Origin of the sequence: Streptomyces chengmaiensis, assembly GCF_029846775.1 — a bacterium.
GTDB classification, from domain to species: Bacteria; Actinomycetota; Actinomycetes; order Streptomycetales; family Streptomycetaceae; genus Streptomyces; species Streptomyces chengmaiensis.
In genome coordinates this window covers 77,051-90,654 of record NZ_JARWBG010000010.1, presented here as the reverse complement: position 1 = coordinate 90,654, position 13,604 = coordinate 77,051, and the positions used below count along the sequence as shown (strand labels likewise).

Annotated in this window: 10 protein-coding genes and 1 pseudogene; 7 read left to right on the top strand and 4 right to left on the bottom strand. The window is 67.2% G+C overall.

The features are described from left to right. The first annotated feature begins 1 nt into the window (after position 1). From QCN29_RS11380 to QCN29_RS11365, 4 genes are read left to right on the top strand one after another with little or no spacing between them, the layout of a single operon-like run. Complete coding sequence (locus QCN29_RS11380) at positions 2–1,144, top strand: glycosyltransferase family protein (protein WP_279927728.1); 1,143 nt, start codon at positions 2–4, stop codon at positions 1,142–1,144. Positions 1,145–1,150: 6 nt separating this feature from the next. Next, positions 1,151–2,752: a hypothetical protein gene (locus QCN29_RS11375; RefSeq protein WP_279927727.1), complete on the top strand. Its 1,602-nt coding sequence runs from the start codon at positions 1,151–1,153 to the stop codon at positions 2,750–2,752. After that, a complete protein-coding gene (locus QCN29_RS11370; RefSeq protein WP_279927726.1) occupies positions 2,704–3,258 on the top strand; it encodes an FkbM family methyltransferase in 555 nt (184 codons plus the stop codon). Before QCN29_RS11375 ends, QCN29_RS11370 begins: the two co-directional genes overlap by 49 nt. Positions 3,259–3,281: 23 nt before the next feature. Beyond that, the gene (locus tag QCN29_RS11365; protein WP_279927725.1) at positions 3,282–3,920 is read left to right on the top strand and encodes a histidine phosphatase family protein; all 639 of its coding nucleotides are present in this window, start codon (positions 3,282–3,284) and stop codon (positions 3,918–3,920) included. Between the two features lie 32 nt (positions 3,921–3,952). Here the strand turns inward: QCN29_RS11365 and metG are convergent, their stop codons facing one another. Beyond that, complete coding sequence (metG, locus tag QCN29_RS11360; protein WP_279927724.1) at positions 3,953–5,677, bottom strand: methionine--tRNA ligase; 1,725 nt, start codon at positions 5,675–5,677, stop codon at positions 3,953–3,955. Between the two features lie 350 nt (positions 5,678–6,027). Here metG and QCN29_RS11355 point away from each other — a divergent pair, with 350 nt between their 5' ends. The 3 genes and pseudogenes from QCN29_RS11355 to QCN29_RS11345 all read left to right on the top strand — a co-directional run bounded on the left by QCN29_RS11355 (position 6,028) and on the right by QCN29_RS11345 (position 8,322). Continuing rightward, positions 6,028–7,323 carry a nucleotide sugar dehydrogenase gene (locus QCN29_RS11355; RefSeq protein WP_279927723.1) on the top strand — a complete coding sequence of 432 codons (1,296 nt, stop codon included), beginning with the start codon at positions 6,028–6,030 and terminating at the stop codon, positions 7,321–7,323. Positions 7,324–7,334: 11 nt separating this feature from the next. Continuing rightward, positions 7,335–7,751 (top strand): annotated as a pseudogene (locus QCN29_RS11350) (NAD-dependent epimerase/dehydratase family protein); the annotation flags it as partial. 31 nt (positions 7,752–7,782) lie between these two features. Further along, on the top strand, positions 7,783–8,322 hold the full coding sequence (locus QCN29_RS11345; protein WP_279927722.1) for an NAD-dependent epimerase/dehydratase family protein: 540 nt from the start codon (positions 7,783–7,785) through the stop codon (positions 8,320–8,322). Positions 8,323–8,462: 140 nt separating this feature from the next. On the opposite strand, the gene QCN29_RS11340 is transcribed toward QCN29_RS11345, so the two are convergent. The 3 genes from QCN29_RS11340 to QCN29_RS11330 form a co-directional block, all read right to left on the bottom strand. Beyond that, positions 8,463–9,002: a hypothetical protein gene (locus QCN29_RS11340; protein WP_279927721.1), complete on the bottom strand. Its 540-nt coding sequence runs from the start codon at positions 9,000–9,002 to the stop codon at positions 8,463–8,465. Between the two features lie 53 nt (positions 9,003–9,055). Continuing rightward, positions 9,056–10,018 carry a hypothetical protein gene (locus tag QCN29_RS11335; protein ID WP_279927720.1) on the bottom strand — a complete coding sequence of 321 codons (963 nt, stop codon included), beginning with the start codon at positions 10,016–10,018 and terminating at the stop codon, positions 9,056–9,058. 95 nt (positions 10,019–10,113) lie between these two features. Next, positions 10,114–13,494, bottom strand: coding sequence for a DUF499 domain-containing protein (locus QCN29_RS11330; RefSeq protein ID WP_279927719.1), 3,381 nt, complete (start codon positions 13,492–13,494; stop codon positions 10,114–10,116). Between the last annotated feature and the right edge of the window lie 110 nt (positions 13,495–13,604).

Below are 13,604 nucleotides of genomic sequence, written 5' to 3'. Positions count from 1 at the left end.
CGTGTCTGGATACGTACGGCCGCTCAACGTGGTCGTCGGTGTTAACGGCATCGGCATGGGCCACTCCGTCAGGCAGAGCGTGATCGCTCAGTACCTCCGCGAACGCGGGCACGAGGTGCGGATCGTCACCAACGGAGCTGCACGCGTCGAGTACTTCCGGGACCTCGGCTTCACCGCGTGGGAGGGGTGGATGCCGACGCTTCTGGCCCGTGGGGACCGCATACATGCAAGCGACGCGATACGCGACAACATGCGGCAGGCACCCGTCGGCTTCACCAAGCACCTCCGCCTGCGGCGGATCCTTCGCGAGACTGGCGTCCCCGACGTGTTCATCACCGACTACGAGCCCAACACCCCGCGCCTGGCCTATCACTTCGGCCGACCGTTGATCTCCGTCGATCAGCAGAGCAAGTACCGGCACCTCAACCTGCCGGCCGTCGGCCGGTACGCCCGCACCGCCGACGAGCAGCGACTGCGCTACTTCGCACCTCGCGTCGACCGGTCCTTCATCTGCTCCTACGTTCCACTGGAGGCCGACGACCGAAGGCTGGAGTTCATCGCCCCAGTCATCCCCGACTCGGTGCGCTCCACTCCGGTCACCACGGAGCCCCTGGCCACGGCCTACTTCTCGCGCTACTTCGACCACGGCCCGGAAGAGTCGGTGGGCACCCTCGCCTCGGTCTTCCGCCAGTACGTGCCAGACCGCGCTCTGCGAATCTACGTGCAACCGACGGAGATCGGCAATCTACGCAAGTACGCCGACGGCAAGATCGAGATCTGTACGTTCGACCGCAAGGCGTTCATCATGGACATGGCGCGATCCGAGGCCGTCTTCTCCAACGCCGGCTTCAACCTCATCAGCGAAGCGTTCGTCCTCGGCAAGCCCGTCCACCTGGTGCCCCTGCCCACGTACGACCAGCACTGGTGCGCCAAGGTCGTCCGGGAAGCAGAACTCGGCACATCCGCGCTGCGCATCGACCGCGGAGCGATACTCGATTTCCTCAACCGCAGCCGAGAGCTTCGGGACAACGTCGTACGTCACCGGGATCGGCACCTCTCCTCCGACCCCCGGGAGCGGATCGCCTCGTACCTGGAGAGTCTGCCGGCGGTCGGCTGGCCGGTGCCCGCGCCGATCGCAGGGTAGCCGGGAATGTCGACTCCGCCGATTCCCTCGTACGTGGCGACCGCGGCGGTCGTAGCCGCCGTCGTGACCTGCTACCGCTTCGGTGTCTCCCCCGCGGTACGCGCTCTCGCCCGGTACCCCACGCCCTTGGCCGTGACCGCGGCCGTCACGGTCATCGCCCCTCTGTCCCTCCGGCCGTCGCCCCTGCCCGGGCCGCTGCACTGTTTCGTCGTCTCCATGATCGCCCTGCTGACCTGGCGCGGCACCACGAGCGACTATGACGTCACGCTGCCCATCGGTCCCCAGCGTCGGGACAAGCTGCTCCTCCTGTTCCTCGCCGTCACCTCGTGCCTTTGGGCCCCCGCCCTGTTGGCGTGGATCGCTGTGTTCTGCGGCATGCTGCGCGGATGGCAGCACCACGCGATGATGCCGGTGCGCCTGTTGAAGGTTTACCTCGCTTGGTTCCTCGTGACCGCGGTCCTTGCCCCGCCCACTTCCCACTCCACGGCCGGTCTGGTGCTGGTACTCGGCTGCGTCTCGCTGTCGCACTACGTCAAGCCGGCCTGGAGCAAAGCCCGTCTAGGTCCGCGCCCCTGGTCCTGGGCCTGGAACAACCGCACGCACTACCTCGTGGCCTCGGCGTACTCCTGGGGCTGGGCGCGCTTCCTCCCGTCCAGGACGGTATCCCGGCTCCTGCGTCGGGCGGGGGTCGTAGACCGTCCCGTCAACCTCCTCACGATGGTCGTGGAGGCCGCCGGGCTGGTCGCCTTCCTCGACCGCCGGCTGCTGATCGCGATCCTGGTGGCGACCGCACTCTTCAACCTCGTCGTCGCCCTCGCCTCGGGCATCATCTTCTGGGAGAACATCGCCGCCAACATCGGACTCGCGACGGCCTTCGGGTTGCTTCCCGAAACGGGGTATGACACGGCCTTCGGGTGGCCCGCCGCGCTGGTCGCGCTCACCGTGATGTTGCTCAGCACCGCTGACCTGCTGTGGCAGCCCTGGCATCTGGGGTGGTGGGACGCGCCCTTCACCGCCCGCATCCACTGGCAGGTGGAGACCGTCTCCGGCGCGACACGGGGTCTCTACAACGACTACATGTGCCCGTACGAGCGCGAGTTCGGCCGCGTCGAGGGCTACTTCCTGACGGACGAGCCTGTCCTCCACGGACACCTCGGAATCGTCTGGGACCAGCGGCTCCGGGATCTCCTCGTCCAGGCCCGCGGTGACCAGGACCGGCTGCACCAGCTCAAGCAGACCTACGGCCGAACACACAGGAACGAGGAACGGTCGGCCGAGCACGTCGCCTTCCTCACCTCCATGTTCACCGGGCTCAACGCCGGTACTCGGAAGAGCCCCCTGCCCCGGTGGCTGCGTCACCTAAAGGCACCCGGGGGCCAGCTCTACCGGTGGGGCGATCTGCCCGCCTACCACGGCGAGGAGCCCGTCCGCCGCATCACCATGCGCTACGAGGAGCGCTGCTACCTCCCCGAAACCGGCGACTTCGTCCTGCTCGCCGATCGCGTCGTACGGGAGATCGACCTCAGCGCTCCGATGACCAATCTGGAGGACAACACCACATGCGCAAGATCTTCGTCGACTGCGGCGCCAACCTCGGAATCGTGCTGAGGCAATTCATGCATGAGCTCCCGGACCACGACTTCTACGCCTTCGAGCCCAACCCGACCCTGCTCCCCTCCATCCGCGCGAACGTGGAGCGAGCCCAGCACGCCGGACTGGTCGAGGTCTCCCCCAGCGCGGTGTGGACCGAGGACGGGACCATCGACCTCTTCCTCGGCCACCACGAGAGTTCCACCGTGATGCCCGGCAAGCGGGTCCCGCCCATGTACGACCAGCAGATCGACTACAGCTCGCCCGTCCCCGTCCCCGCGGTGGACTTCAGCGCCTGGCTCCGCCGGACCGCCGCACCGGAGGACCACGTCGTCGTGAAGATGGACATCGAGGGTGCCGAGTACCCCGTGCTCAGGGAGCTGCTCGCCGACGGGACGATCGACCTCGTCTCCATCCTCTACGTCGAGTGGCACCACGACCGCTTCCCCGCCATGAGCCTGCCCGAGCACGACGAGGTCGCCGCCGCCGTGTCCACACGCGTCGACGTCCGCCACTGGGACTGACCGGAGTGAGGGGACGCGACGCCATGAACAACCAGCGCATCTACCTGATCAAGCACGGCGAGACGGAGGAGAACCTCCAGGGCATCCACCAGGGCCGCACGGTCGGCGGCCGGCTCAGCGAACGCGGACGCGCCGACATCCGGCTGGTCGGTGCTTGCCTCACGGCGGCCGGGGTCGCCGTGGACAGGATGCTGGTCAGCCCGATGTCCCGTTGCCGGGAGTCGGCCGAGCTTCTCGCCGCTGCGCTCTCCCCGGCCGATGTCCGCCTCGACGAGCGTCTGGCCGCCAAAGACAGCGGTCACCTCGGGGGCCGGCCCAGGGAACTCGCCGCCGCCGAGGCCGCTCGCCACGGTGTGCCGATCCACCAGCTCCGGACGCCGGGCGGCGAGTCCTCAGAAGACGTCCAGGCCCGCTACGTGGATCTCTGGAACGAGGTCTGCTCCGGGGCGCGGCGAACCACCGTACTCGTCGGGCACGGCGGGGGCATCGCCTGCCTGCTGCTGTGGCTCACGGGGAATGGCTTCGACCGGTACCTCCAGCACGTGCCCGGGTCCGCTGGAGTCACATGTGTGGAGATCGGCGGCCCGGCTCTGCGCGTGCGGCTCATGAACGTCTCGCCCGTGGACCTGCCCGCCCTCCTCAACGCCCGTACCGCCCGGTGAAGGTCGGGACGGTACGGGTGCGGGGACGCCTGTCAGGCTTCCGGGGCGCCGCCGAAGCGCTCGCGGTAGGACTCCAGGTCCTCCTCCGTGATCTTCGCGAAGAGCACGGGCGGCACGGTGAACGCGGTGCCGGCCGGGACGACGTCCAGGGCCTTGGCCTGGTCGCCGGTCACCCAGGTCGCGGTGTCGTTCTCCAGAGCGAAGGCCCCACGCATGGCTGCGGCCGTGGTCGGGATGAACGGCTCGGAGACGACCGCGTACAGGTGGATCAGGTTCATCGCGGTACGAAGCGTCAGCGCGGCGCCGTCCGGGTCGGCCTTGATCTCCAGCCAGGGCGCCTTCTCCTCCAGGTAGGAGTTGCCCGCGGACCACAGGGCGCGCAGAGCGGCGGCGGCCTTCCGGAACTCGAGCGCCTCCATGTGTTCCTCGTACTCGGCAAGCAGCCGCGCGATCTCCTCGCCCAGCTTCGCCTCCGCCTCGCCGGCCACGCGGCCGGCCGGGACCTCGTCGCCGAACCGCTTGCGGGAGAAGGACAGCACGCGGTTGACGAAGTTGCCGAGGGTGTCGGCCAGGTCCTTGTTCACCGTGGCGGTGAAGTGCTCCCAGGTGAACGACGAGTCATCCGACTCGGGGGCGTTGGCGATCAGGAAGTAGCGCCAGTAGTCGCCGGGCAGGATCTCCAGGGCCGCGTCCGTGAAGACGCCACGCTTCTGGGAAGTGGAGAACTTACCGCCGTAGTACGTCAGCCAGTTGAAGCCCTTGACGACGTCGACCTTCTTCCACGGTTCGCGGACGCCGAGTTCGGTGGCCGGGAACATCACCGTGTGGAAGGGGACGTTGTCCTTCGCCATGAACTGGGTGTAGCGGACGGTGTCGTCGGCGTCGTACCACCACGACTTCCAGTCGCGGGTCTCGCCGTCATCAGCGGCGTCCGCCCACTCCTTCGTCGCGCCGATGTACTCGATCGGGGCGTCGAACCAGACGTAGAAGACCTTGCCCTCGGCCGCGAGCTCGGGCCAGGTGTCGGCCGGCACGGGCACGCCCCAGTCGAGGTCACGGGTGATGGCTCGGTCGTTCAGGCCCTCGGTCAGCCACTTCCGGGCGATGGACGTGGACAGGTGCGGCCACTCCGCGCTGACGGTGGCGATCCACCCCTCGACCTCGTGCTGGAGCTTGGACTGCAGCAGGAAGAGGTGCTTGGTCTCGCGGACCTCCAGGTCCTTGGAACCGCTGATCGCCGAGCGCGGGTTGATCAGGTCGGTCGGGTCGAGCACGCGGGTGCAGTTCTCGCACTGGTCGCCGCGGGCCTTGTCGTAGCCGCAGTGCGGGCAGGTGCCCTCGACGTACCGGTCCGGCAGGAAGCGGCCGTCGACCGGCGAGTACACCTGGCGGATCGCCCGCTCCTCGATGAAGCCGTTCTCGTGCAGCTTCCGCGCGAAGTGCTGGGTGATCTCGACGTTCTGCGGCGAGGAGCTGCGGCCGAAGTAGTCGAAGGCCAGCTCGAACCCGTCGTACACGGCCTTCTGCGCGTCGTGGGCCTGCGCGCAGAACTCGGCGACCGTCAGACCGGCCTCCTTGGCGGCCAGCTCGGCCGGCGTGCCGTGCTCGTCGGTGGCGCAGATGTAGAGGACGTCGTGGCCACGCTGGCGGAGGTACCGGGAGTACACATCCGCCGGAAGCATCGACCCGACCATGTTGCCCAGGTGCTTGATCCCGTTGATGTAGGGAAGCGCGCTGGTTACCAGGTGTCGAGCCATCCTCGGATGCTCCATTTCGTACGTACGGCGCCGGTGGCGCTGCCACGGCGGGCCCAGGTCGGGAGGCCGCAGCCGACGCGATCACTCCGATCGCACGCCAGTGTCACGCATGGTGACGGAACGGGACTGCAAGCCACCGTCATCGTATCGAACCGGGGGTTTGGCCAGCCCGCGGGTTTTCCGGGTTCCCCATGCCGCGCCGGAAAAGCACTCGGCCGTCCGAGACAGGCGGCCAAGCGAGTCTCGTACGGCCGAGGCACCCCCCATCTTACGGCCACCGCCCACCGCGGATACCGCGCCGCGTGTAAGTCCCCGAAACCGCAACCCCCAACTTCAGCGAGGTGGACCGCATGATCAGGAATCACGACACCCGTCGGCTCCGCGTCGTCGTTGTGGGGCAGGGATACGTGGGGCTCCCGTTGGCGGTACGAGCCGCCGAGGTCGGGCACGACGTCGTCGGCCTCGACGTGGACGCCGGACGGATCAAGCGGCTCGTGCTCAGCGAGTCGTACGTCGAGGACATCTCGGACAGGCGGCTGGCGCCGCTTCTGACCGCCGGCGTATTCCGGCCGACCATCGACCCGTCCGACTGTGCCGGGTTCGACGTGGCGATCGTCACCGTCGCGACTCCGCTGCGCGATGGCGCGCCGGACCTGTCGCACGTCGAGGACGCGGCACGGACGCTCGGCCGCCACCTCACCCGTGGGGCGATCGTCGTCCTGGAGTCGACCACGTACCCCGGGACGACCGAGGAGGTGTTCCGCCCGCTCCTGGAGCGTAGTTCCGGGCTGACCGCCGGCCGCGACTTCCACCTCGGCTACAGCCCGGAGCGCATCGACCCTGGGAACCCCACCTGGAGACTGGAGAACACGCCCAAGGTCATCTCCGGTATCACCCCTTCCTCCATGGAGGCGGTCCGCGACTTCTACGCGTCCCTAGTGGACACGGTTGTCCCTGTCGCCAGCTGCAAGGAGGCGGAGCTGACCAAGCTCCTCGAGAACACCTTTCGGCACGTGAACATCGCCCTCGCCAACGAGCTGGCGACCTTCGCCCACGACCTCGGCATCGACATCTGGGCGGCCATCGACGCGGCGTCCACCAAGCCGTACGGGTTCATGCCCTTCACCCCCGGCCCGGGTGTCGGCGGACACTGCCTGCCCGTCGATCCGTCGTACCTGTCGTGGCGGGTCGAACGGACCCTTGGACAGAACTTCCGCTTCGTCGAGCTGGCGAACGACGTCAACAACCACATGCCCGACTATGTGGTCCGGCGTCTCGTCGCGGGCCTCAACGAGCGTGGGAAGCCACTCAAGGGCTCCCGGATCCTGCTGCTCGGCCTGGCGTACAAGGCCAACACCGGAGACGCCCGTGAGACGCCGGCCGCTCGCATCGCCGAGCTCCTCACCGGCATGGGCGCCGAGATCCAGGCCGCCGATCCCCACGTCCTGGACGATGCGCATCCTCGTGCCTCCGGCCTGGAGTGTCTCCACCGAGTCGACGTGACCGCCGACCATCTCACCGCGGCTGATGCCGTCGTCCTCCTCGCGGACCATGACGCCTTCGACTACCCGCTGATCAGCGCACACGCCCCATACATTCTCGACTGCCGCCGCCGACTCACCGGCGCCCACGTCGACTCTCTCTGAAGGGAAGCAACGTGAAGATAGTGATCACCGGCGGCGCCGGATTCATCGGCGGCAACCTCGCCCGTGCCCTGGCCGAGCTGCCTCAGGTCACCCAGCTCCGGGTCGTCGACAACCTCTCCACCGGGGACAAGGTGAACCTCGCCGGCCTCGATGTGGACTTCTTCGAAGGAGACGTCCAGAACGCCGCTCTCCTCGACCAGGCGTTCCGCGGCGCCGACGCCGTCGTCCACCTGGCCGCCCTCCCCTCTGTGCCACGCTCTCTGCGAGACCCCCTGGCCAGCCACCATGCCAACGCGACCGGCACCCTCCAGGTCCTCGAGGCCGCCCGCCGTGCCGGCGGCCCGCACGTGATCGCCGCCTCCTCGTCCTCCGTCTACGGCGCCACCCCCCAGCTGCCGAAGCACGAGGACCTCGCCGCCGCCCCGATGAGCCCGTACGCGGTCACCAAGCTCACGACNGATGAGCCCGTACGCGGTCACCAAGCTCACGACGGAGGCGTACGTGAGCGCCTACCACCACAGCTTCGGCCTGCCGGTCCTCCCCTTCCGCTTCTTCAACGTCTACGGCCCCGGCCAGCGCGCCGACCACGCCTACGCCGCCGTCATTCCGAAGTGGATCAGCGCCACCCTAGCCGGCCAGCCGGTGACCATCCACGGCGACGGCACCCAAACACGCGACTTCACGTACGTGGGCACGGTCTGCGACGTCCTCACCGACGCTCTCCTCCGCCAAGTCGTCGGCTCTCGCCCCGTAAACCTGGCCTTCGGGACACGTACCTCGCTGCTGAACCTGACCCAGGAGATCGAGTCAGCGACGGCCCGCCCGGTCCTTCGGGACCACGTGCCGGGTCGCCTCGGCGACGTGCCCCACTCGCAGGCCGACAGCGCGCGCCTGCAGGCTCTGTTTCCGAGAGTCGCCCCCGTAGAGCTTCAGGAAGGGGTCCCAGCCGCGGTGGACTGGTTCCGTCAACAGCTCACCGCGTCCATAGCTGCGAGCTGATTCACGGCTGCGCGTCCCTCGGCTCTGCTGAGGGACGCAGCGCTTGTGGAACCATCAGCGGCCACGAGAGTCACTGCATCCCCGCGCCGCGCCCTCCATGCGCTCACCCGGCTCTGGTGCCGGAACGAACCGATCCCGCCTCACGTCTGCGGCTGCCGAGTGTCTGGAGTCCGGTCTGCCAGATCCCGATCCGAAGCCATGATGACCGCGTTGAACAACCACAGAAGTCGATACGCCCGCGCTACCCCGAGGATGAGTGCCGCTTCCACCATCCAGTGGACGCCGCCCGGGTCGCTCTTGGTCACGTCCAGGATGGTGGCCAGGAGACAGACGCCGGCGATCAAGAGGGTCGCCGACAGGATGCTGACCCAGTTCCGACGGAACTGCGACGCCAGGTGCTCAGCGGCGCGCAGTGTCCGCATGCGCCTTCCCGACGCCGCGGCGTACAGGGCAACGGCCGCCGTGACGAAGCTTCCGACAACCGCCACAACCGTGGCTCCTGCCGTATAGATCTGCAGCCGTTGCTCGCGCCCCGGCTTCCCGAGCAGATCGCCGCCATTGGTCCACCGGACCCAGGCCAAGTGCAACCCGAGCACGACGATAACAATCAGCCAGTCATAGCCTGGCCGCGCACGCCACTTGTTCAGCAGTCGCCGTGGTCCGACCCCAGTGCCAGGCATCGCGAATCCCCCTGCACGACCAGTAGAAAGGCTTCCCCCTGTCGCGCTCCAGCCTAGACGTCAGCACCGACAGCGGCTCTCAGCGCTCGTTCGTGCTCGAGAGCTACGCGCTCCAATTCGGTCAGGGCTACGTGAAGGTCGATCGAGTGCCCGTCGGTCGACTCGAGGGGGACTCGGCACTTCGCGGTGATGCGTTCGGCTACGAAGTCGATCTTCTCGTCGGTCGCCTGCTGGTCCCACTCCTCGATATGTGCCACCGCTCGGGCGGTATCAACCGCATCGGTGTTGTCGAGCCAGTCACTGATGTCTGCGGCGAGAGCGGAAGTAGAGTCCAGCAGCTGCCGGTGCCCCCGCGCACGGCGTCGCAGCGAGTACCACCGTGGCTTCTTGGGCACCTCCAGAGTCAACGTAATCGTCATGTCCGGATACTCCTCGTGCATCCGGCTGAGCGCCGTGCCGATGTCCGAGCTACTGCGCAGCGCTGACGGACTGTCGTGGGGCTCGGGAAGTACGCGGATGGTCACCTTCTCCACTGCGCTGGCGCGGGCCAACTTGTCGCGAGACCGGGCGTCAACAACGGGACGAAGCGCGATCTCCTCGCCGATGAGGTGCATACCGTTGAACCAGCGCTGGATCGCACGCACACGTGGGGCCGAGATGCCACCACCCATCGTGGCCACGACGTTACCGAAGGAGAGGAAGTACACCGTCGTGACGTCGATCAGCCCCTTGTTGGCGGCGAGCTGTAGGTAGCTGAACGACCCGTCGTCGAAGTTGATCTGCTGCGGCTTGTCCTTGCGGACTTTCGCCACCAGCAGGTGAGGGGCCGGCTGGAGGGGGTCTACGGCACCGATCAGGGTCTCGCCAGCCGACTCGACGGTGCGCTGGGTAAGCGGAAGGTCACGGAGTTGCCGGAGTTCAGCAGCCCAATTGCGGTACCCCATCCGGGAGGCAGGTTCCTTCGCATCGGCGATTTCGTAGAAATGAACTGTCCTGTCCCGGTTTCGTGCAGCCATTCACGCTCCCCCGTCACGATCTGTGCCCATAAGAATAACGAACGTGAGGGTGCTGGCCGCTCGGGAGAACGGCAAGCACCCTCACGCCTGCGCCTCTATTCGACCTCGAACTCAGCCTTCAACTTCAAGGTGTTGGCGTTCTCGGTGAGGACGCGGACCTTGTCCTCCGCGAACCCCTCTGGGCGCTTGGCCTGGATCTCGATCGTCACCTCGACCTCCGTGCCGATGTCGTCGAGGGGCTGCAGGATCTCGAAGACGTACTTGGTCGCGTTCTTGCTGTACTGCTCAGGGGTGAGCTGAGCGGTGGCGTAGAAGCGCGTCGGCACCCGGGGGATGACGGGCTGCCCCGGGCTGGCGGACGGCTTCGCCGTCTCTCCCGAGGTGGTGCCGCCGCGCGCAGCAGGTTCCTCCGACTTGTTCGAGAAAGTGTCGGAGGCCGCCTCACGCTTCTGCGCGGCTTCCTCCTCTGCCTGCTGACGCTGCCTGATTGCCACGTCCGGACGGACGAGGAGGGTGGCGTCGGTGATCTGCCCGAACTTGGCGTTGCCGCCGGGCAGTACCAGTCCTTGATAGCGGCCGTCGCCCTCGTCGTACCCGGAGGCCAGGGCAAATCCCTCCGTCTCCCAGGTCACCATGGACAGGACGTCCTCGACGCCCTGGTCAAGGACCAGACGGTTCACCAGGCGGTTCATGTACGGGTAGGCCGTGTGCAGCTCCCAGAGCCGGCCCACCGGGATATGTCCATCCTGCTCCCAGATGCGGGACAGCGGGCCAGAGAGCTTCTGATAGAGCAGGGCCGGCGCCTGCTGGAGGTACAGCAAGCCCTCCCGCCGGAGACGGTCGGCAGTGCGTACAGCCGCGTCATCCGCCCGCCCGCCATCGACCTTGAGGTGCTCCCACACGATCGGGGCACCCGCGTCCTGTTCGGGGATGAGGGCCCATCGGTAGGCGTCGCCGATTCGAAGCTCCACCTTCTCGTTCGCCTGATCACGCCGGGTCTGCGCCTGGCGACGCTGGCTCTCGGTGAGATCCAGCTCCATCTGGCGGTCGAGCACCTTCTTCCACCCGAGGTAGTCGCGGGCGGCCTCCATGAGGTCGCCCATGTCCTTCTTGTCGGGCGCGAGGAACACCAGCATGTTCTGGTGCTTCCGGTTCTTGGTGCCGTGGGAGGACAGCGCCTCTGCGGCGAACTCCAGAGCCAGCGTGTCTGGGATGTCCTTGCCGCCACGGTGCACGTACTTCGGGTGGAGGAGGACCAGCCGTGCCTGGTCGAGGTCCGGAACCTCCTTCGTGTGCTGCGGCGCGATGTGCACCGCGCCGAAGTCCCCACGCCGATGCTGGATCGGGCTCAAACGCCGGACGATCTCGGCCCACACGTCCTCGTCTCGGCCGATGAGTCGTTCTGCTTCGTCCTTGGCCGTACGCGTGATGTTCGCATGCGTGTCGTACCAGTAGCGGTCGGCATCGCTGTAGAGGTACGTCGACCGGTCTGCGAGCGTGTTGAGCGCGGTCCGGAAGTTGCCCAAGGCATCCCCGGGGATGGCCATTCCCAGCCTGATGTACGGCTCGGACAGGCCCTTCTTCGCAGCCTTGATGGTGGGCGCGGACCCCATGAAGACGGTGCGGGCAATACGTCGGCTCATAGCCCGCTGACCGAGGACGGTCTTCTCGTTGTCCACGGAGACAGGGGTCGAATCGGGCCCGTCAACGTCGGCGTCGATAATCGGCTTCCAGCGGTCCTCCAGGTAATGAGTGAGCTCGCTGGCGACGCGCTGATCGTCGAGCGGGATATCGCCCGGCATGATCATGGGGCTCTTGTTCTGGTCCCGCCAGAGGGCGTGGATCACCGCACTCATGAGCCTCAGCACACCGCGGGTGCGCTGGAAGCGGTCAAGCGTCGACCAGTCCTCGTAGAGGCGGCTGAAGAGCTCGGGATGGATCGGGTACGTCGACTTGATCCGACGCTCGTAGTCAGTGCCGTCCACGCCCGCCGGGAAGTCCCGCTTGTAGGTACCGTAGAACTGGCTGAACAGTCGGGCGACCTTGTTGATCTCCGCCTGTACGGCACCCGAGGGCGTCTCGAACAGACGTCGTCGCACGATCTCGAAGGACTCGTCGGAGCTTGCCGGTCGCCAGGCATCCGCCTTGCGGTGGATGACCTTCTGGAGCCGGTCCAGGGCGATTTGCCCAGCCTCGCCGCCGATCTCGTCCGAGTCCCCCTTGTGGTCCTCCCCGTCCTCGGAGGCCGGGATGGAGAGGACCAGCTGCGCGCCCGTCACCGCCTCGACAGCCTCCGTCAGGGACTGGGCGAACGAGAAGTGCGTCTCGAACGTGCCGGCCGTGAGATTGTCGTTGCTGACCAGCTGGCGCGCGTAGACGACCCACTCATCAATGAGGATCAAGCAGGGTGCGTAGGCAGCGAGCAGATCCTGCAGCAGCTCGGACCCCGGGCTGGTAAGTGTCTTGTCCGCCTCAGCGATGACGTCGTATGCACGCCGACGGCCCAGCTGCCAGGCCAACTCGCCCCACAGCGTGTTGACCTTGGTGCCGTCCTCCTTCTCATGGGGCTGCCCCGGTGCCAGTGCCGTCCCCACGAGCACCGCACGCCGCACCTCCTCCTTGGGCAGTCCGGAGGGTGCAGCCGCGACGAGTTCCTGCATTTCCTGCGGAAGTCGCTGCGGCTGAAGCCCGGGCGAGTAGAGGTGGTACAGCGCCAGCATGGAGTGCGTCTTGCCACCGCCGAAGTTGGTCTGCAGGTTCACCGTGGGCGACGCATTGTTGTCGCCGGAGATGCGCCGGAGAGACTTGCTCAGCAGGTCGCGCAGCCCCTCAGTGAGGTACGTCCTCTGGAAGAACTCCTCTGGATCGGTGTACTCGGGTGCCCCCTCACCCTTCGCGACCTCTGCCAGATTGGCAGCGAACTCAGAGGCGTTGAAGTCGCCGCGTGCCACATCCTGGTGCGGGACGAGCACATCGCGCCAGGGCTTGAGGCCCTCGGCGGCGATGCTCGGCATGGCAGCCGCGCGCCGGGTCTGCCGCTTAGTCTCGGCCTCGATAACGTCCCGCTGAAGGTTGATACGGGACTTACGAACCTGTTCGACCAGGTCGGCAGTGGCGCCCACAGATGTGAAGAGCCGCTCGGCCGTGTCCAGAGCCCGTACGGTGTCGTCAGCGCTGAAGGGCTGGTTGTGGGCCCACCGGTTGCGCACATCGTTCACCTCGCTGGCGTACCCACGAGTGGCACCCGGCAGGGAGTGGCGGAAGTAGGAAGCCCAATAGCGCTGAAGAACGTTCAGCAGGAACTGCGGGTCACGCTTCGAGGCCAGGCTGCGCCCCCTCTCGCGCTCCTCCGCTGCCGCGTCATCGAACCATCCCTCCCCTTGCCGCCTGGCCATCTCCCGTTCCACAAGCGGGAGCAGTCCGTCCGGCAGCAGCTCGATCATGCGGCCGATCCGGTCGCGGTTGCTCTGTGCCATGGTGTCCGCAGTCCTGTCTTCTATCTCTTCCGTGGTGGCTGCCGTACTGCCGGCGCCGTGCGCCGTCTCGTCGCCCTGCATGCCCGCCCCCTCGTGCACTCTCGGCTACG